This window comes from Acetobacter tropicalis, from assembly GCF_001580915.1.
GTDB lineage: Bacteria > Pseudomonadota > Alphaproteobacteria > Acetobacterales > Acetobacteraceae > Acetobacter > Acetobacter tropicalis.
This window is the reverse complement of sequence record NZ_LHZQ01000218.1, coordinates 33,185-53,833: the sequence shown is the minus strand read 5'-3', so window position 1 is coordinate 53,833 and position 20,649 is coordinate 33,185. Positions and strand designations below refer to the sequence as shown.

Here is a 20,649-nt window from a genome sequence, read left to right as displayed (position 1 = left end):
GGCTGGCCTGTTCAGTGTGCCTTGCGGCCTGTTCAGGCAGACTGTTTCTGCGCTTCCTGCGGCACCTCAAAGCCGATAATCCGCGCATAATCCTGCGGAACAATCTGCCAGAAGCGCGGCAGAACCTCATCCCACTTGTGCAGCAGCATGGTGGCGTAGGGGGAGCCCGTTTCTTCAACGTGGCGTTCCACCAATGCTTTCAGTTTATCTGCCCATTCGCCCTGTGCAACGCGCGTCCAGAGCAGAGACTCCGGATTCACCTTGCGTTCAAAGCTGTTGTCATCATCCAGCACAAAGGCCATGCCGCCGGTAAAGCCCGCGCCAAAATTGTCACCAATGGGCCCAAGAATCACCACTGTGCCGCCTGTCATGTATTCACAGGCGTTAGACCCACAGCCTTCAATCACGGCAACCGCGCCAGAGTTACGCACGGCAAAGCGCTCACCGGCCTGACCTGCGGCGTAAAGCTCGCCCGCCGTGGCGCCATACAGCACCGTATTGCCGATAATGGCGTTCTGGTTGCACACCAGCAGCGAGGACGGAGACGGCCGCACGCTGATGGTGGCGCCGGAGAGGCCCTTGCCCACGTAATCGTTGGCGTCCCCCAGCACTTCCAGCTTGATGCCCTGCACCGCAAACGCCCCCAGAGACTGCCCGGCAGACCCGCGCAACCGCACCGTAAGGTGGCCCGGCGCCAGCGTTTTCATGCCAAACTGCCGCACAATCAGGGAAGACATGCGCGTGCCAATGGCGCGCTGCGTGTTCTGCACATTATAGTGCAGTTGCATTTTCTCCCCGTGGTCAAACAGCGGCTTGGCATCACTGATCATCTGCGCATCCAGCGTGTCCGGCACCTCGTTCCGGCCATCCAGCGTGCAGTAACGGGCAAACGGCCCCGGATCTGCCTGAGAGAGCAGAGAGTTCAGGTCCAGATCATCCAGATAATCCGCACCACGGGAGACCTGCCGCAGCAGATCGGTCCGGCCGATCACCTCGTTCAGGGTCCGGAAGCCCAGAGACGCCAGAATATTGCGCACATCTTCCGCAATGAAGGAGAACAGGTTGATCACCTTCTCCGGCGTGCCTTCAAACTTCTTGCGCAGTTCTTCATCCTGAGAGCACACACCCACCGGGCAGGTGTTGAAGTGGCACTGCCGCACCATGATGCAGCCCATGGCCACAAGGCTGGCCGTGCCAATACCAAACTCCTCAGCCCCCAGCATGGCAGCAATCACTACGTCACGCCCGGTCTTGATACCGCCATCCGTGCGCAGCTTCACACGGTGGCGCAGACGGTTGAGCATCAGCACCTGATGCGCTTCCGCCAGACCCAGTTCCCACGGCAGGCCCGCATATTTCACGGATGTCTGCGGGCTGGCCCCTGTGCCGCCGGAATGACCGGAAATGAGGATGGCATCAGCTTTCGCCTTGGCCACGCCCGCAGCAATGGTGCCAATACCAGACCGCGCCACCAGCTTGACGGTGACAGTCGCCTCCGGATTGATCTGCTTCAGATCATAGATAAGCTGTGCCAGATCCTCGATGGAATAGATATCGTGATGCGGCGGCGGAGAGATCAGCGTCACACCCGGCGTAGCATGGCGCAGTTTGGCAATAAGCTGCGTCACCTTGAAGCCGGGAAGCTGCCCGCCTTCACCCGGTTTAGCACCCTGCGCCACCTTGATTTCAAGCTCACGGCAGTCATTCAGATACTGCGCGGTCACCCCGAAGCGGCCGGATGCCACCTGCTTGATGGCGGAAGATGCGTTATCACCGTTCGGGCGCGGCTTGGCGCGTGCAGGGTCTTCCCCACCCTCACCGGAATCAGACTTCGCGCCAATGCGGTTCATGGCGATGGAGAGCGTTTCATGTGCTTCCGGGCTCAGCGCGCCCAGCGAAATGGCAGGCGCAATCAGCCGCTTGCGCAGCAGAGTGATGCTTTCCACTTCATCTACCGGAATAGGCGTACGCCCTTCACGGAAGTCCAGCAGATCCCGCAGGGCCACAGGGGGCTGCGCCCGCACGGCATCCGCGTAGCGTTTGTAGATGGTAAAACTGTCCGTTGCCACGGCGGTTTGCAGCATATGGATCAGCGTGCCATCAAACGCGTGCTGCTCCCCACTGCGCCGCATTTTATACAGGCCGCCCACAGGCAGGGCGAGGGTTGTGGCATCCCATGCCTCGCCATGGAAGGTCAGCACATTGCGGGCAATACCGGAGAGGCCGATACCCGAAATACGAGACGGCATGCCGGGGAAGAATTCCGCCGTCAGCGCGCGGGAAAGACCGACCGCTTCAAAATTGCACCCGCCACGGTAAGACGCCACAATGGAAATACCCATTTTGGACATGATCTTGAGCAGGCCCTTGTCCACCGCCTTGCGGTAGCGTTCCATGCATTCACGCAGGCTGAACGTGCCAAACAGGCCCCGGCGATGCCGGTCTGCAATACATTCCTGCGCCAGATACGGGTTAACCGTGGTGGCCCCTACCCCGATCGTGACGGCAATGGCGTGTACATCAAGCGCTGTGGAGGTCCGCACGTTCAGGGACGTGAAAGTCCGCAGGGAGGTGCGCACCAGATGCGTGTGCACCGCGCCGGTGGCCAGAATCATGGGAATATAGGCACGGCTGGGAGACTGGTTCTCGTCACTCAGGAACACATGCGTGCACCCGCCGCGCACGGCTTCTTCCGCTTCACGCCGGATACGGGCAATGGCTTCGCGCAGCCCTGTCTCGCCATCCTTTACCGGGAAGGTGCAGTCAATCACGCAGCCAGAAGCACCGCAGAACGCCCGCAGAGATTCATACTCGCCAGAGGTCAGAACCGGGCTGGGCAGTTGCAACATTTCACACTGGTCAGCAGACTGATCCAGAATATTGCCCAGATTGCCCAACCGGGTGGCAAGGCTCATCACCCGCGATTCCCGCAGGGAGTCAATCGGCGGGTTGGTAACCTGACTGAACCCCTGACGGAAATAATGCGCCAGCCCCCGATAACGGGGAGAAAGCACGGCCAGCGGCGTATCATCCCCCATGGAGCCAATGGCTTCCGTGCCATTTTCAACCATGGGTTGCAGGATGGTTTCCAGATCTTCCAGCGTGGTGCCAACGGCCAACTGGCGGCGGCGCAGTTCCTCGCCCTGATAATTCACAGGCTCCGTCACATCGGAGCGCACAATGGAACCAATTTTCTGGATACGCCCCACCCAGGAAGAAAATTCCTGACGGGCGGCCAGAAGATCCAGCAGTTCTTCATTGCCATACAGTTTGGGTGCTTGCAGATCCACGCCGATCACGTCACCCGGCCCAAGGCGGCCACGCTTGACCACATTGGCTTCGGGCACCCGCACCATGCCGGTTTCAGACCCTACAATCAGCAGGCCATCAGCCGTTACGGTATAGCGCAGGGGGCGCAGGCCGGAACGGTCCAGCCCGGCGATCACCCACCGGCCGTCCGTGGCGCACAGGGCGGCGGGGCCATCCCACGGTTCCATCACGGCGTTGCAGTAGGCAAACATGTCCCGGTGGGACTGCTTCATGGAGGAATTGCCCCCCACGCTGGCAGGCACCATCAGCGCCTTGGCCGCAGGCGCATCCCGGCCAGAGAAGGTCAGCAGTTCAAACACGTTATCCAGAATGGCGGTATCAGACCCACCCGCCTGCACCAACGGTTTGATATCCTCCATCCACGGGTCAAGCTCTGGATGAGACAGCCGTGTTTCATGGCTTTTCATCCAGTTGACGTTACCGGAAATGGTGTTGATTTCCCCGTTATGGGCCAGCCGCCGGAATGGCTGCGCCAGCTTCCATGTGGGGAAAGTGTTTGTGGAATAGCGCTGGTGATAAATGGCAAACCGGCTGACAAAGCGCTTGTCCAGAAGATCCGGATAGAACTCGGTCAGATGCTCGGCCAAGAACATCCCCTTATAGATGATCGAACGGCAGGAGAGCGAGCAGATATACAGGTCCACCTGCGCCGCAATGGCCGCTTTCTCGATCTTGCGCCGGATGACGTACAGATCACGCTCAAACGCATCTTCCGCCTTGCCGGGCAGATTGCGGATCATGATCTGTTCAATTTCCGGCCGGGTGGCGTTCGCCTTTTCCCCAATGCAGGACGTATCAATCGGCACCTGACGCCAGCCGTAAATGCCGTAACCAAACGCCAGAATCTCGGTTTCAATAATCTGGCGGCACTGTTCCTGCGCGGTCAGGTCCGTCTTGGGCAGAAACACCTGCCCCACAGCAATAATGGTGCCGTCTTCCGGCTGATCACCCGTGCTGGTGATGGCATCGGCAAAGAAATCCTGCGGAATTTCAACGTGAATCCCCGCGCCGTCACCCGTTTTACCATCAGCATCCACCGCGCCGCGGTGCCAGATGGCACTCAGCGCCGCAATGCCGGCTTCCACCACATCACGCCGGCTTTTGCCATCAAGGGCGGCAATCAGACCAACGCCGCAGGAATCACGTTCATCCGCAGGGTCATACAGCCCTTCAAGCGCGGCAACGTTGTTGTCCCATGCTTCCAGAAAAGCCTCGGCGCTTTCACCCATTCCGGTGTTCGGGAGCTTGTCCATATCCATTACCCCTGCTCCGCCACGGCATCGGCCGATGCGTTTGCTTTAATCCATTTATGAATGCGTTCGGCGGCATCCCGCCCATCCCGGATGGCCCACACCACAAGGCTGGCGCCGCGCACAATATCACCCGCGGCAAACACGCCCGGCAGGGTGGTCATGAAGCTGTCCTGCCGCACCTTGAGCGTACCCCAGCGCGAAACTGCCAGATCAGGCTGTCCCCACAACTGCGGCAGGGGTTCCGGATCAAACCCAAGCGCCGTGATAACCAGATCGGCATCCAGCGTGAAAGAACTGCCTTCCAACGGCTCAACGGACTGACGGCCCGTAGGGTCCGCCATGCCCAGCTTCATGCGGGTGGCGCGCACGCCTGTCACATGGTCATCACCCAGAAACGCTTCCGGGGCGGCCAGCCAGACAAACTCCACACCTTCCTCTTCCGCATTTTTCACTTCCCGTGCGGAGCCCGGCATATTGGCCTTGTCACGCCGGTAGAGGCATTTCACGGATTTTGCCCCTTGCCGGATGGCGGTGCGCACGCAGTCCATGGCGGTATCCCCACCACCCAGCACCACCACGTTCTTACCTGCGGCATCCAGCCCTTTGGCGTCCTCAGGCAACGTATCACCCAGAGAACGACGGTTGGAGGCGGTCAGATAATCCAGCGCGCGTTCAATGCCGGGCAGGCCAGCACCGGGGCCACCAATTTCACGGGCCTTGTACACGCCAGTGGCAATCAGCAGGGCTTCATGCTTCTTGCGCAGCTCCGCAAACGGGATCTCGCCCTCCGCATCTCCAACACCCTGCCCCAGATGGAAGGTGACGCCACTGTCTTCCAGCAGCCTGTGGCGGCGGGAGACAATGTCCTTCTCCAGCTTGAAACCGGGAATACCATAGACCAGCAGGCCGCCTACGCGGTCATATCGATCATACACATGCACCTGATACCCAACGGCGCGCAGGCGTTCCGCTGCAGCAAGCCCTGCCGGGCCAGCACCCACAATACCAACGGATTCCGGCCGTTCGCGCAGCGGGCGGGTGGGCTTGACCCATCCGTTCTCAAACGCGGTATCGGTAATGTACCGCTCCACAGCACCAATGGTCACGCTTTCAAAACCGGGCTCAATCACGCAGTTGCCTTCGCACAGGCGATCCTGCGGACAGATGCGGCCACAGATTTCAGGAAACGTGTTGGTGGCGGAAGAGACCTCATACGCCTCCTCCAGCCGACCGTTTGCGGTCAGCATCAGCCAATCGGGGATATTGTTGCCTAGCGGGCAATGCACGGAACAGAACGGCACGCCGCACTGGGAGCATCGGCTGGCCTGTTCCGCTGCCTTAACCGGTTTGAAATCTTCATAAATCTCATCGAAATCGGCCCGCCGGTTCTGGGCGGTCCGTTTTTCAGGCTGCTGCTGCGCAACAGAGACAAATTTCAGCATCGGTGTGGTCATGCGGCAATTCCCGGAGAAAGGGCGCGTCAAGACAGACCTCGCCCCCAGACAAGCGAACCTCAGGTAGCGCCTTACCCCATGCAATGAAAAGACAGTATTGCTGTCCTTTCTTTCTTTTTTACCGATTCAGATCAAAATAAACCAAAAATCCTATATGATTTAAGTATCAAACCGGACCTATATGCCCCTAACCTCTTATTCTGGAACCATAACACCAGATCGACCACCGCCAGCCCGATATCGGTCCAGATAGAAGGGCACGGTGTTCTCAATACTGCGCGGCGCGATACCGAGTTCCTCAAATCCCGGCTGGCCGGGGGGCACCACATTATCCTCGGACAACATCCGCAACTGATCACGCGTGATCAGCTTGCCCGGCAGCCGCTCAAAAATACTGGCCTGCAAGGATGCCAGCGCAGAAGGCACAGTAAACAGCAGGCGGTCACGCTGCGTTTCCTTGAGCACCCACTGATAAATCTGCCGCATGGTGAGAACTTCCGGCCCGCCCAGAGACCAGATCTTTCCCGCAAGCGTGGTATCAAGCGCAATGCGGGCCAGTGCCTGCGCCACGTCTCCCACAAAAACCGGCTGCACACGGGTATTGGCGCCATAGACCGGCAAGATCGGCAGATAGCGGGCCATCGTGCCGAACAGATTGAAGAAATGATCTTCCGGGCCAAAGATAATGGAGGGCCGCACGATCGAGGCGTGCGGAAGATGGCGTCTGACAGCATCCTCCCCGGCAGCGCGGCTACGCCCGTAAGCGGAAGCGGCTGAGGGAGATGCCCCCAGGGCGGACATCTGAACAAAACTGTCCACACCGGCAGCGGCGGCAAGACGCGCCACACGCTCAGCGCCCAGCACATTCACGGCCTCCAGCCCCTGCCGGGATGTGGAGCCCAGCACACCTACCAGATTGACGACGATGGACGCGCCTTCCACCACGCAGGCCACGGAAGCATCATCCAGCACGGAGGCATAGAAAGGCGCAATCTGCCCCACCCGCCCCAGGGGGCGCAGAAGAGTCGCACGGTCGGGCCGCCTGCTGGCCACCCTTACGGTATAGCCGGCCTCGGCCAGATTCTGGACCACATACTGCCCAACAAAGCCATTGCCACCCAGAACTGTTGCAATCTTACCTGTGCTCATTCCCAAAAAACCTTCTACTTCCCTCATCAGGACTGGGGGCGTTCAGCACGCCTTAATCTTTTAGTGCGCGCCGTCACGTTTCGGTCCGCCCTCTGGCTCCTGCCCACCCCTTTGAAATACGGCCAAAAGCCTTTGGCAGGCGGGCGTTTCAGACTGTGTTCCATTCCACTCCACAGGGCCAGAGCGCTGCACCACACAAATCTGTCAGATATTTTTCATTTTCTCTGTTGACGGCCCCTTAAAGGCAGAGTAAATCCCCCTTCACCACCCCGGAACACTCCGGGTTGCCTCTGAGCCCAGATGGCGGAATTGGTAGACGCGCAGGTTTCAGGTATCTGTGGCCGCAAGGTCGTGGAAGTTCGAGTCTTCTTCTGGGCACCAACATATCGCAGTTTACTGCGAATGTTTACAGGGTTTGGTGTAATTTGGTCGAGTGACTGGCTCACTTACCAAATTACACCCACCCCCTCTTATTTTACAATTTTGATTTCGTAAAATGTGCGTAAGATACCCTTCGCGCCTCTGCGTGGTTGACTTTGTCAGGGTTAACCTGTCCCGCGTAAGTCAATGACAGCATAGCACTCTCCAACCCAAGACACTGCGTAAGACTCTGTCAGGTCAACCAGAGGCTATTTTGTTACCGCTTAGAAGCGCCAGCTTTCCCTGATGCTTTCCGGACTCCAAGCTCTCAACTCCTGTTTTTCCGCCCACAAAATCCAGCCCCTCTTTTTACGGCTGATTTTTCACACAGACTCCGGCACAGAGAGACGTAAGTTGCCTACTCTGAACACCCTTCCGGCTATGCTGACAGTGCAGATGGAATATTCATAATAAAAACAAACAAAAATAACGGCTCTGCTGACATTCCGCGTCATTTCCCGATATTCTTGACTATGTCATGAGAAATTTAATCAGTGTTTATCCATAGTGAATATAACGGAAACTAATTTTAATATTTTCTTTACTCTTTCTTTACCTGCAAAATATTGCCATTTTTTCATGAAACCCTAATATTCAAAGGTCATCGCGTCCTCTCCCGCCTATCCACACAGAGCTGAACATGGAAAATATGGAAAAAGCAGCCGAGACATATGCCAAGACTCTTTTTCCTGCCTTGAATACGGCCTCTCCCATTGCGCTTCCTGATATGCAAAACGCCATGCTTGATGCCACACCAGACTGCATCAAGGTGTTAGCGCTCGATGGCACTCTTCTGATGATGAATCGCGCAGGATGTCAGGCACTGAACGTTCCGCAACATACGGGCTTTGGCATGCCGTGGCTGTCCCTTCTGCCACCCGAAGTCCATGAGGAAGGAGAAAGGGCGCTCAAGAAAGCCGCACGCGGTGAAAAAGCCCGCTTTCAGGGCAAAAGCCGTGTGGAAGATGGATTTATGTATTGGGATAATATTCTCATCCCCCAGATTGCTGCTTCTGGAAACACGGCCACTATTTTATGTGTCTCCCGTGACATCACGCAAACCACCACACTACGGCTGAAACTGGAGCATGCGCTTGAGCGGGAACGCATGCTGACACAGGAAATGCATCACCGCATTGGCAATCTTTTTGCCGTTGTAAACGGGCTTGTCACCCTTTCTGAAGAAGAAGCCTCACACCCTGACGCCACGGAAAGCGCAACCCATATTTTAAAAAGAAAACTCTGTGCCCTTGCCCGTGTCTCCTCTCTGGCGCGCCATGCAAAAGGGGATGATCCGCTTCAGGCCGAGGCCATGGATTTACACGGCATTCTGCAAGCCGTGCTGCAACCTTACGGAACACGCTGTGCACTGCATGGAGCCCCCATCAGCGTTGCCAAAAATGAAGTCACCCGGTTTTCCCTCATTTTTCATGAACTGGCAACAAACTCCATGAAGTATGGCGCTTTGAGCAGTTGCCATGGCCTTGTCTCCCTCGAATGGGCGCAGGAAGACCATCACCTACGTTTCAAATGGAAGGAAACGGGCGGCCCACCTGTTTCTGCCCCTCCGCATGCAGTCGGCTTTGGCAGTGGCTTGCTTGGGCGCCTTATTTCTTCTGCAAAAGGAGAGGTTACAAAAGACTGGCAGCCGAAAGGGTTGATTGTCACTCTCTGCTTCCCCCACCAACCTACGCTCCCCTCCGCAGAGCACGTCTCGTCGGAGGCGCTCTGAACACAGGGACCAATACGCTTTCAGGTGCAGGGACCATACCTCCCTTCCGATCCCGTTTGCACGACAGATTTCAGGTTTGCAGAAACCACCGCGCCAACGCACTCCCTAGCGCTGGGCACGCCAGCCTGCCCGAACAGAGCAGGCAGCTTTTCCACTTATCCCCAGATTCTGCGGATGGTTGCGTGGGTAAGCCTGTGGATAGCGGGTACAGTTTTGGGGGATTATGTCAGCAGCTTAAAACCGCTCCCAGAAAAGCAGCATTCTCAGCCCTCAGCTTTTCCAGATCATCCCCTGTTGGGTAAAGGCCGCCCGGCAGCATGAGTTGCGGCCATAACACGCCATGCACTTCCATCAGGCGGGAGCGCAGCCAGCGCCATGTGCATTTCTGGCGCGTCCCCCACGTAAGCAGCGTGACCAGATCATCATCCGCCGTTCCGGCATAATCCCAGACCAGCACACAATGCCCACCCCAGGAACCGGGCCGCTGGTCTCCCGGCGTAAGAGTGTCCCACACGCCCGAGGCCTGATCAGCCAGCGCCAGTTGCACCCCCACGTAGGCCGCACCAAGGCCCGCAACAATCAAGCGTAGGGTGTTAAAGTCCCCCTCCTCCGCCGTGCCCCACAAAGGGTAGAACGTCTGCGTGGCCAGTCCGTATCCGGTACGCCCGGCACAGGCCAGAACATCCACCTCCACTCCCCCTTGATCCGTTACGGGGCGGGAGGGGTCATAGCCTGTAGAAAGACTATAGAAACGAAGGGCATCCTGCTCTGTTACGGCCACCTGAAATCCGGCAAGCGCTGCCGTGGCCCGAATATGGTTGGCCAGCCCGACCGATGTGCAGTCCCCCACCCGGTCGTTCCCCAACAAGAGAGGGGCCGGATCAACATGGTCACGCACCAGACGCGCGGGAGCCTTTCGCGCCATCATCCGCAAACCGGACAGCCGCGGTTGCCCAGCCCGACGCTCCGCAGGCCGACATCCCAATTTTCTTTGCATAGGTATCCTGAAAAAAAATAACGCCGCATCAAGTGTCAGGCTGACATCTCTTTGCGGCGCAGAATCAGACAGGCAGCACACCTGCCTGTCCGGCTACGTTTCTCTGATAAAAACGTAGTTTAAAAAGCAAAAATACTCTCCGGACAAGGAAAGCATGGTCACACTTTCAAGGGCCTTATTTATTCCGTAGTGCCTTGGCCACCATCATGAAGAACACGGCCAGCGCCACGCTCACGGACACAATAACCCGCGCGGCTGGTTTCTGCCGTTTCTGAAAATCTTCAGAGAGTTTTTCCATTGTCTCATTCCTTGTTGCTATCATGACACAACGTTTGCCTGCACCTGTTGTTCCCGCCCCTGCAATCACATCAGGCATCCGGCCATTGCTGCTGACGCCGACACAAGACAAACAGAACAACCAGCATGGTCTGGCCACCCAATACCTGCCAAAGTACATAGCAAAGCATGCAGCCCCATCACAGGCGCACTCCGAGCACAGCAAGGGCTGCGCTCTCACTCATACGCGGCACTCTTTCCTCTGCCCGACTGCTCATGCTCACCATGGCCTGCATGAGAGACACAATGGTTTCCGCCGCAGTCACGCCAAGGGCAAGTCTGCTCTGAACCGTGGGGGAGGGGTGTCCCTTCACCTGTGCGTGCAACAGCGTTGTAGCAGCCGTAATGACGGTTTGAAAATCAGCCAGAATGGACTGAAATGCCTGTTTGACAGAGGCCGAATTGTAAGAAACAGTCAGGCTTCCATGCGCCTCTTTTTTTAGAACATCCAGAGCAGCCAGAACATTTTTCGCACACACTTCTACAACTGCAACGGCGGGTGCGCCCAGCGCCTGCGCCACATTGGGCACAGCCAGAACCATCTGTGCAAAATTATATCCAGCCTGCGCATAGGCCTCCACTTTGCCCACATCCAAAGTCAAGGATGTTACAGCCCCTTTGGTGGTCACCGTGCAGGCTGTCAGCACACTCCCCAGGCAGGCCAGACCACCTGACCGTATCACCCCGCGGCGTGAAATCTGCTTCATACATCTTGCTCCATAAAAAAAGCCGCCCTGAGGCGGCCTGTTATTGTGCATCTGAAAAAGGAAAACTACTGTCTGGCTTTGCCTGACGTATCAGGTGCCTGCGGCTGCGGCACCGTATGCTGCCCCGCCGCAAGATGGTTGGCGGCCCACCCAAAATTCAGGCCGATAACAGAAACCAGTTTATAGGCCATCATCCAGCCAGACCCGGTCTGCGGCGCGGGTACCGCCGTGGCAATGGCCCCGCAGATAATCACGATTGTGCATAAAACTGTATCCCACGGTCCGGGAACTTCAGAAACCAGAAGGGGAACAAGCGCAACAATACCGCTGATCTTCCCTCCGGTGACAAGAGCCTGCTTCATGATCCATCCCCCTTAAGGCCCACCCGATAAAACGCGTGATGACCAATTGTTTTTCTGTAAAACCTGCCACGCGCCCAGAAGGGCGGTGGTGTACGGCAATCAAAGTAATGATCCGCGCCATCTGTCAGGTCCGGCAGTTGCCCCAGCTCCATCTGAAACGCCAGTAACAGGGCTTCATGAAACTGTGGATTTTCTGCAGTTACGGTCAGAAGTTTTGTCCGGTTTGGGTCCTGTGTTCTCCAGCAGGAAAACTGGGATGGCGCACGGCAGACAGAGATTACATCCCGCCCCCACCATCCCGGCTTGGCCACGCGATTATGCACCACGTTCAGTACGGCCTGCATACCCTGCGCGCCCTCGCCTCTGGCTTCCCCCCATGCCGTACGGGCGGCAATATTCACAGGCGTCCTCATGCACCACCTGCCAGAAAATGCGTCCAGAAACGCCACAGGGCATCCCCCATCTGCGCCCAACTCAGCAATGTGGTTGCGCCTGCAATCACCGTTACAGTAATCCAGTTTGCCAGACGGATTCCGCCTTCTATGCGGGCAAGCCGATCAGAAACTTCCGCATCGCGCCGGTGTGTATTGCGGCTCATGGCATCAACACGGCTCATAATCTCCTGCCGCGTGCAGGCCGCATTATCATCTACAGCCTGTGTCAGATCCCGCCGCAATTCAGAAAACTGGCGTGAAAGGATGTCCAGACCATCGCGCAGATGATCATGGCCGCCTTCCACCCGCGCCACACGTTCACGCAGAACAGCGACTTCCTCCGCCGTTGCGCATCGATTATCTTGCATGATGTCTATCCAGAAACAGAAAAACCACCCCGAAGGGTGGTTTCAAAAACAGAAGTGTCTGTAACAGACATCTCCCAATCTGGTTCTGTCCTAAGACTGACCACGCGCGGGCTCAAGCTTATTGTTGAAATTGCTCGCACGGTGGGGAGACACCTCCCTGGAGCAACACGGCAGGGGCCGGGGGGCGACTGTCAAAAAGAAAGGCTGAACAGCCGCCCGTAACGTATGCGCCTGATACTGTCTTCCCGTTTTTTACAAATCTGCCGTGAAGGAGAATTTGAATGTTCTTGGCAGGCCCTGCAATAGATAGCCATTGAACGCGGATGACCAGTAACGGGTGTTTGCAATGTTATCCACGCCAAAACGCAAGGTAAGCGGTTTATGTTGCACCGCAAACGTATAACGCACGCCCAGATCAAACCGTGTCCAGACAGGCAGATGCAGCGTATTGGCGGTATTGACCCACTGTTTGCCGGTATTGACCACCCGCCCGACCACAGTGCCCCCTTTCAGGAAAGGCAGATCATATTCCAGATTACCGTTAATGGTATAATTCGGCACACCAATGGCGCTATGGCCATTATTTTCTCCCCCTGCCGTACGCCGCAACTGTGCATCAATCAGCGTTGCACCACCGTTAAACCGCAGGCCGGGCAGTATCTGCCCGTTAATATTCAACTCCACCCCACGGTTGCGTTGCAGGCCGTCTGCACGGAAAATCAACGCCCCCTCATTCCCATACGGTTCCGTGTAGGAATTGGGCTGGGAGGTTTGATAAAAAGCCAGTGTGGTCGTGAAACGTCCAATATCGTATTTAGCCCCCACTTCATACTGCACGCTTTTGTAAGGCGGGAAAATCTGCCCCAGATTGACAACATTCGCGCCGGTGGCTCGTGGCCCCTGCGCCAACCCTTCTATGCGGTTGAAATAAAGGGAGGTGCGGCGTGTTGGATGAATCACCAGGCCGACAACAGGCGTAATGGCACCACGATCATAATGGGCGGTCAGCCCACCGCCATTATAGGCGTAGCCGTTGATCAACATGTTCTGATACCGGAAGCCCGCCGTAAGCGCGATGCGATCATGCCAAAAGGACATGGTGTCTGAAAAATACAGGCTGTAGAGGCGTGTCTGGCTGTTGCGTTTGGGATTATTGATGTCCCCACCCACCAGATTCTGCACCAGTGGCGCCGCATAATTGGGATGATACAGATTGGTCGCCACGGAGGAGCCCCACGCCATGGCATAAGCAGTGTCAAACTCCTCCCACAAGCCAGACCCACCGGCATTCATTTCATGCTTGACCGGCCCTGTAGTGAAATGGGCCCGCACCCCGGCGCGCGTACTCTCATTGGTCTGCACAACGGGCACATACATGCTGCCGCTGGTGCCTGCGCCGGTCCGACCATCAGAAAGAGTGAGGGAAGAATAGTCCCCCTTTTCGTTCCCTCCCATGCCGCCAAAAGCAGCATAGGCTGTAAGATGTTTTGAAAAATCATGCTCTACGTTCAGCATGCCGAAAATGTAATTGAGTTCGTTATATGTCCAGGCCTGCCCATAATTATGGGCGGGAGACGGCGCGCGGGGCACATGGGTTACGCCACTGCCCAGAAACACACCGGGCCGCCCCCAGTCCACGCCCTGATTCTGGTAATTCATATCCACGGAAATACGGGTGCGATCATCATGCCAGTCAAAATCTGCGCCCACTGCGGCGCTGTGTCTGCGTTCATGATCAATGGATGTCTGGCCGGAAAGCCCGGCCACGTTCAGGCGCAGCCCATAGGCTTTATCCTGCCCAAAACGCCGCCCCACATCCAAACTGCCGCCCCCCGTGGCCTTGCTGGTATAATCTCCCGTTATGCGAGTAATGGGCGTATTTTCCGCATGTTTGAACATGAGGTTAATGTTGCCACCAATGCCAGTGCCGCCGGGGGCTGCCCCGTTCAGAAACGCACTGGCTCCGTTGAGCACCTGCACCTGATCATACAGTTGCGGAGAAACAAGCTGACGCGGCGTGATGCCATACAGACCATTGATTGCAATATCATCACCATACACAGGAAAGCCGCGTATAATGAACATTTCAGAGAAATTGCCGTAGCCGTAAGTGGTGCGCACGGACGGATCATTCTCCAGCACCTGCCCCAGTGTCTGCGATTGCTGGTTGAGAATAAGGCTGGACGTATAACTGCGGATATTGAAGGGCACATCCAGCCCCTTCTTGGTGCCCAGAGCCCCCAACTGACCGCCGCTGATAACTTCCATCTGGTTCCGGCGCTTGGCCTTGACCACAATCTGCTCGTCCGCACTGGCGGAGGATGATACACCGCTCTCTCCCTGCGGGGCACCTGCGGGCGCGGGCGGAGGAGCTATGTCCGATCCTGCGGGCTGCGAATTGCCCGCATGGGAAGGTGTCTGCGCTACAGCAGGGATTGCTTTGCCCTTGGACGCTGGCGTTTCCGCCGCGCCCGCGCGGGCAGTTCCCGCACCTGTTACAATGATAGCAGTCGCCAACAGGAGGTGACGCCTATACCGGCCAAGGGAGAACAGGCATCGCGTCATGATCATTCAAACCTTCACAAAGAGCATCTTGATTGACCCCCTCATACGCAATTGATAGCTATTCGCAAAATTGATTTATTGTCATACACTCCACAAACCCTGTCCTCCTCCTTTCAAACGCTGTACCACACCCCCATGCCAGACGCCGTCAGAAAGCCCGTTTCCCGCCCCGCAGCGCCTGCTGCGCGGAGGCGGATTGAAAAACGCCATGCCGTTTACAAACGCATGGCGCAGTTGGCCACTGCTGCCGTGCTCGCCTATCTGAGCGCTCATTTTATTGTCATGCATACGGTGCTGCGCGACGGTGTGGAAAACAGGGTGGCCATTACAGTGGCAGAAGCGGTTGCCACGGCAGCGTTGCCGCTTTTGCTGCTGCTGGGGTATGGCGCACGCACCCATGGGTGGGGGCTGTGGATTTTGTTGGCGCTGTGCGGCCTGATCGCTGCGTGTAACCTCATCATGCCATGAAAGACACCGTTCTTCATGCGTGACACATTTCGGGTTCATATGGGATGGCTGCACAGCTGGGTCGGGTTTCTGGCCGGGCTGGTGCTGACATGCGTGTTTGCCACCGGCACGCTCAGCGTGTTTGACAAAGAAATAACCCAGTGGATGCAGCCGGAAGTCTCTCTGGACAAACCGCCTGCGCCCACTGCCGTGGCGCTGCAACGTGCAGCAGAAACCATGGTGACGGAGCAGGAGAAAGACCTGTTTGCCTTTATAACGCTCCCCTCCCGCCGGGACCCGGTTATCCGGGTGCTACATTATGATGGGCATGAATTTATTGGCCCGGTGCTGGACCCTGTGGATGGTCACCGTTTTCCGGCACGCCAGACAGCAGGCGGCCAGTTTTTCTTTGATTTTCACTACGCCTTGCGCAATGGCCCGGTACTGGGCTGCACCATTGTCACCCTGCTGGGCGTCTGCCTTCTGCTTACGGTAGGTTCTGGCATCGCCATTCAGATCAAGGCCATGTGGCCGGATCTAATCCTGTTTCGTCCCTTTGGCGCACGCCCCCGTGCGTGGCTGGATGCTCACCTTGTGACCGGCGTTCTATTTCTACCTTTTCTGATCATGATCACCTACACAGGCACAGTTATACGTGCGCGCGATATCCTTCCGCCGCACCCCTTCCTGCCTGCGCAACAGGCGGCTGTTCCGGTTCCTGCGCCAGCCACACCCCCGGCAAAAGGAAACACCCCGGCTCCCACATCGCGCACAGGCCCCATGCCGCCCCCACTGGGGCCGTTGATCAGCCGTGCGCAAGAGATCATGCATGCCGAACGGTGCGAACTGATCATATTTTCCAAAGACCAGATCCGTATTTTTCGCAATGATGACGCCAGTCTGTTCCTGACACGTGATCTGGTAACATTCAGCCGTACAGATGGACATTTCATCAGTTCCCTTATTCAGAAAGGGGCAGCTGTCCGCACGGTAGAACTCCTGCACGGCCTGCATTACGCCCGTTTCTCCTCGCCTCTCCTGTCCTGGCTTTATTTTCTCTCCGGTATGGCCTGCACCGTGCTTATGGGCAGTGGGCTGGTGCTGTTCCTGATGAAGCGCCGCAAAACATCCGGACAGATGATCCTGTTCCAAACAGCGGAAGGCCTGACCATAGGGGTTCTGGTTGGTCTTCCGTTAGCCATTGCAGGGTTGTTATGGGCCAACCGCCTTTTGCCCGCCCACATGCCAGACCGCATGCACGCGGAAATTCAGGTATTCTTCGCACTCTGGATGCTTTCTGCCCTTCATGGGCTTGTCTGCGCGTTCAAAAACACGGCCTCCTCCTGCTGGCGCACGCAGCTTACAGGGCTGGCCTTTGTGGCGCTCGGCCTGCCGGTGGTTGACGTTCTTACCCACAGTCATGGCTGGCGGCATGATGCAACACGCTATTACACGCTGGACGCGCTGATCATACTCATGGGGCTGGTAGCATTGATCATAGCCAGAAAACTGCACAGGCACGCGTCATGATCAGCCTATATGTGTTTGTTGCGTGGGCCTGCGCATTCTGGGCGCATGAACGCCTCCAGCCCCGCACCTGCAAGCTTTTTCCGCTCGCCCAGAGCCGGAGAAAAGCGTATCAACTTCTCCGGTTCTGCTGGCCTGTTCTCGCACTTTTTCTGTGTCTGTATCGGGACTTTGAGAAAGGTCTTCTATACTGGTTTGGTTTGGGAGCATTGGCAGGGCTTGCCGTCAGCGTCCTCATGGCCATCCTGAAGCACACGCAAAGCAGGCTACCTTAACGGAAAGAGACGTCTACGCCCCAATCTCTGGAGACATGCGCTCTCTCCTTTACCACATCAGATGTCAGGCACGCAGGGTAGAACGCCACAGCCGTAAGCTGACACCGTACCTTGAAAGCCGCAAAGATCATAGGAAACGCCGCAGCGAGACGACTGGTTAAGACAAGCCACTGCTTTCACATATAAAAAACCCGCCAGACTGATCTGACGGGCTTTTTCAAAATAGGCTGAACGGACTATTTTATTTACCAGCAAGCGGTGAGTAGGTGCCGGTAATGAACTTAGCCACGTTATCATGCAACTGGGCCAGAGAGTCCTGATGCGCATAGACCATGTGCCCGGATTCATACTGCACAATCTGAATATTCTTGCTCAAATCATGAGAAATCGGCAGATGCCGCATTTCATAAATCCCCTCGAAATACGGGGTTCCCAGATCATAATAGCCCTGGTTGAGCATCACTTTCAGGCTGGTGTTATGCTTCATGGCCGAGGCCAGATCAGGCAGCACATTTACAGCCCCATGAATGGGGAAATCCGTATTCGGCTGCGCGTGTGAGAAATCCCACTTTGTAATGGCGTCTGAGAAGAATTTGTATTCCTGATACCCATCACCCACCACGGAGCTATTGCCGTAATGCAGCGTGTTGCGCGCGTAATCATTAAACGCAGCAATATAGGCGGAAGACATGGCCGAAGATTGCGGATCATAAAACGGATATTGGGAAAGCTGGTCCATGGTGGGGCCAGAGAAGCGGCTATCCAGACGCCCTGTATCAACCCCTTTATCCCCAAGAAGGGTTTTTTCAAATTCTCCGCCGTTTACGCGCAGATCTGCCTTTTTGATGTAGTCCACAGGCAGGCCGGTATAGTCATGCAGTTTCTGGGCAATGGCATCCCGTTTTTCTGGCGTGATGCTGTTTCCATCCTGCAGGGCGGCCGTATAGTCCGTTAGCGCAAAATGCTCCACTTCCTGCAAGAAGCCCTTCAGATCGTTCGGCTGATTGGGAATACGCTTGTGATACCACGCCGTGGCGGCATAGCTGGGCAGGGCCAGCACATAAGGCTGATCCACCGAGGGATTCATCTGCGCGGCATCAATATCGTTATCGTAGTTCAGAATTTGTGAGAGCAGGATAACGCCGTTCAGATCAATGCCTTTATCATCCGCCAACTGGTTGGCAACAATGGCGGAACGGGTGGTGCCGTAGCTTTCCCCAAACAGATATTTGGGGGAATTGTAGCGCCCATAGCGGGAAAGAAACTGGGCAATGAAGTCCGTAAAGGCACGGGCATCTGCATCCGTGCCAAAGAACGTTTTTTCCTTGTCCGTGCCGGTCAGACGGCCATAGCCGGTGCCGGGCGCATCAATAAACACAAGGTCAGATACATCCAGCAGACTGTCATTGTTGTTCACAATGGCATAGGGCGCGGCAGGTGTGTGTGCATCATCCGCCGTAACAACCTTTTTGGGGCCAAACGCACCCATATGTAGCCATACGGTGGAGGAGCCGGGCCCACCATTATAAATGAATGTAATGGGGCGATTTTCCGGGCGAACACCTTTCTTGAAATAGGCCACATAAAAAATGGAAGCCGCTGCTGGTGTTTTTTTATCCTTGTCCTCATCAGGCAGAACGGCGTCATCCCAGCCTTTGGGATGCACTATCAGCGTGCCGGAGACAGCCTGATAGTCAATATGCGCCCCATGCACCGTAACGGAGCCGGTGGAGGTCACGCTCTGCGGTTTGGTAAAAAAGTCTGCCGCGCCATCCTTGGCCTTGGCAGTTTCAGCGGCGGGTTTGGCGTCTTCAGCCCATGCGGCTGGCTGCGCAACCAGCATACCGGCCCCCAGCACGGAAACGCTGGCCAGAAGGGAGGCCAGTTTTACGCCGGCACGATAGCTCTGTTTCATCTCTTTGCATCACTCAGTCATGTTATAATATTTCATTTTATAAACAAACCGAGCCACCCGCCAAGAGGGTTCCTTTCCGTTTGGTAACAATTTTCCCGTTGTCTTTTACCCCAACCCAACCCCGGCGGAGGCAAAATACCGGTTGACCGCGTTACACATGGCCCCCGCCACCATGGCCCGGTGCCCGGCCTGCCGCAGCGCGGCTTCATCCAGACGGTTGGACATGAAGCCCATTTCCACCAGAACAGATGGGATCTGCGCCGATTTCAGCACGGCAAATGCGGCGTGCCGATGTGGGTGCGGCAACAGCGCGATGCGGGTCTGGAAGGAAGACACCACGGCACTGGCCATATGGGCCGAACCCCGGCGCGCCTCTTCCGTCACCAGACTGGCCAGAATCTGCTGCACTTCTGGCGATGCCCCCTGCACCAGCGGGCCGCCAAACCGGTCTGCACTGTTTTCTGTCTGGGCAAGGGCCGCAGTCTGACTATCAGATGCGCCATGGGAATGTGTGTAAACGCTTGCCCCCCGCACGGAGGCATTATGCAGCGCATCCGCATGCATGGAGATAAACAGGGACGCCCCGTGCTGTTGCGCCAGTTCCACGCGGCCATCCAACGGAATGAAGCGGTCAGACGTGCGCGTCATCGCCACGCGGTAGCGGCCCGTGCCCACCAGTTGGCGTTGCAGTTCCGCCGCCGCTGCTTCCGCCACGTGTTTTTCATACGTGCCAGAAAAGCCAATGGCTCCGGGGTCCTTCCCGCCGTGGCCGGGGTCCAGCATGACAAGAGGCAGGGCTGGCTTGGCCTTGCCCACAATGGCAGGGGCTGACAGCGTATGCTTTGCAGCGCCGCTACCACCATGCGCGGCGGCCTGCGCTACAGAACCAGTTGCCCCCAACATCACCAGACCTGCCCCGCCCCTGATGAGCCCGCGCCGCGTGGGCAACAGAAGGGAACCTGCCGAAAAACCGGCCTTGGCATGATATGGGAACACGCTGCTTTGCTCCTTTGGCTCCAGCCCCGCGGCATCCCCTTCAGCAGAACTGCCCGGAGAGACACCAGTGGCAACCTGACACAAACCGCCCTCTGCAGCAAAGGGGCCTGCGGCCTCCCCTGCCTGGCCTTTCAGCCCGGATGCCGTAGCCCTATGGCTGGCCCACACAGGGGCTGGCGCTCCCTCCACCGTATGGAACGTGGGCATGAAGAAAGGCTGTAATGGCTGGTGCTCTGGCGGCATGATTTCTCGCACCCTGAAAATTGCGACGATACTGAAGAAAGATAATGTCCAAACCATGACACCGTAGAAAGGTCTAAAAAACAGTTATTCTGAATGGCTTGCGGTTTGTTGCACTTTGCGTCATGGTGAGTAGGCATGG

15 protein-coding genes and 1 tRNA gene are annotated in these 20,649 nt (G+C 56.8%); 4 read left to right on the top strand and 12 right to left on the bottom strand.

From position 1 onward, the window contains the following. Positions 1-32: 32 nt before the first annotated feature. The 3 genes from gltB to AD944_RS12840 all read right to left on the bottom strand — a co-directional run bounded on the left by gltB (position 33) and on the right by AD944_RS12840 (position 7,186). Positions 33-4,589, bottom strand: a complete 4,557-nt coding sequence (gene gltB, locus AD944_RS12850; protein WP_045541597.1) for a glutamate synthase large subunit — start codon at positions 4,587-4,589, stop codon at positions 33-35. Further along, positions 4,589-6,037, bottom strand: coding sequence for an NAD(P)-dependent oxidoreductase (locus AD944_RS12845; protein WP_045541598.1), 1,449 nt, complete (start codon positions 6,035-6,037; stop codon positions 4,589-4,591). Before AD944_RS12845 ends, gltB begins: the two co-directional genes overlap by 1 nt. Before the next feature lie 195 nt (positions 6,038-6,232). Then, a complete protein-coding gene (locus AD944_RS12840; protein ID WP_045541621.1) occupies positions 6,233-7,186 on the bottom strand; it encodes a complex I NDUFA9 subunit family protein in 954 nt (317 codons plus the stop codon). Between the two features lie 294 nt (positions 7,187-7,480). Here AD944_RS12840 and AD944_RS12835 point away from each other — a divergent pair. Beyond that, positions 7,481-7,567 (top strand) — tRNA-Leu (locus AD944_RS12835). A gap of 688 nt (positions 7,568-8,255) precedes the next feature. Continuing rightward, a complete protein-coding gene (locus AD944_RS12830; protein ID WP_169794908.1) occupies positions 8,256-9,338 on the top strand; it encodes a PAS domain-containing protein in 1,083 nt (360 codons plus the stop codon). A 226-nt stretch (positions 9,339-9,564) separates the two neighbouring features. Here the strand turns inward: AD944_RS12830 and AD944_RS12825 are convergent, their stop codons facing one another. The 7 genes from AD944_RS12825 to AD944_RS12795 all read right to left on the bottom strand — a co-directional run bounded on the left by AD944_RS12825 (position 9,565) and on the right by AD944_RS12795 (position 15,113). After that, the gene (locus tag AD944_RS12825; RefSeq protein ID WP_045541600.1) at positions 9,565-10,335 is read right to left on the bottom strand and encodes a hypothetical protein; all 771 of its coding nucleotides are present in this window, start codon (positions 10,333-10,335) and stop codon (positions 9,565-9,567) included. A gap of 175 nt (positions 10,336-10,510) precedes the next feature. After that, on the bottom strand, positions 10,511-10,633 hold the full coding sequence (locus AD944_RS17605) for a hypothetical protein (RefSeq protein ID WP_254906878.1): 123 nt from the start codon (positions 10,631-10,633) through the stop codon (positions 10,511-10,513). 178 nt (positions 10,634-10,811) lie between these two features. Then, positions 10,812-11,378 (bottom strand): hypothetical protein, encoded by a 567-nt coding sequence (locus AD944_RS12815; protein WP_052427093.1) that lies wholly within the window; start codon positions 11,376-11,378, stop codon positions 10,812-10,814. A 65-nt stretch (positions 11,379-11,443) separates the two neighbouring features. Next, positions 11,444-11,740 carry a hypothetical protein gene (locus tag AD944_RS12810; RefSeq protein ID WP_045541601.1) on the bottom strand — a complete coding sequence of 99 codons (297 nt, stop codon included), beginning with the start codon at positions 11,738-11,740 and terminating at the stop codon, positions 11,444-11,446. Next, entirely contained in the window at positions 11,737-12,153 is a 417-nt protein-coding gene (locus tag AD944_RS12805; RefSeq protein WP_045541602.1) for a cell wall hydrolase, read from the bottom strand. The genes AD944_RS12810 and AD944_RS12805 overlap by 4 nt, the downstream gene beginning before the upstream one ends. Beyond that, positions 12,150-12,542, bottom strand: a complete 393-nt coding sequence (locus AD944_RS12800) for a hypothetical protein (protein WP_035382287.1) — start codon at positions 12,540-12,542, stop codon at positions 12,150-12,152. Before AD944_RS12800 ends, AD944_RS12805 begins: the two co-directional genes overlap by 4 nt. Before the next feature lie 252 nt (positions 12,543-12,794). Continuing rightward, complete coding sequence (locus tag AD944_RS12795; RefSeq protein WP_045541603.1) at positions 12,795-15,113, bottom strand: TonB-dependent receptor; 2,319 nt, start codon at positions 15,111-15,113, stop codon at positions 12,795-12,797. A gap of 129 nt (positions 15,114-15,242) precedes the next feature. On the opposite strand from AD944_RS12795, the gene AD944_RS12790 reads away from it, so the two are divergent. Together AD944_RS12790 and AD944_RS12785 are read left to right on the top strand one after the other, a co-directional pair. Continuing rightward, positions 15,243-15,575, top strand: coding sequence for a hypothetical protein (locus tag AD944_RS12790; RefSeq protein WP_045541604.1), 333 nt, complete (start codon positions 15,243-15,245; stop codon positions 15,573-15,575). A gap of 15 nt (positions 15,576-15,590) precedes the next feature. Beyond that, positions 15,591-17,084 (top strand): PepSY-associated TM helix domain-containing protein, encoded by a 1,494-nt coding sequence (locus tag AD944_RS12785; RefSeq protein ID WP_045541605.1) that lies wholly within the window; start codon positions 15,591-15,593, stop codon positions 17,082-17,084. Between the two features lie 513 nt (positions 17,085-17,597). Here AD944_RS12785 and AD944_RS12775 read toward each other — a convergent pair. Both AD944_RS12775 and AD944_RS12770 read right to left on the bottom strand, forming a co-directional pair. After that, positions 17,598-19,271: a S10 family peptidase gene (locus tag AD944_RS12775; protein WP_082741157.1), complete on the bottom strand. Its 1,674-nt coding sequence runs from the start codon at positions 19,269-19,271 to the stop codon at positions 17,598-17,600. A 105-nt stretch (positions 19,272-19,376) separates the two neighbouring features. Next, positions 19,377-20,174, bottom strand: coding sequence for an N-acetylmuramoyl-L-alanine amidase family protein (locus AD944_RS12770; RefSeq protein WP_086898429.1), 798 nt, complete (start codon positions 20,172-20,174; stop codon positions 19,377-19,379). Positions 20,175-20,649 lie beyond the last annotated feature (475 nt).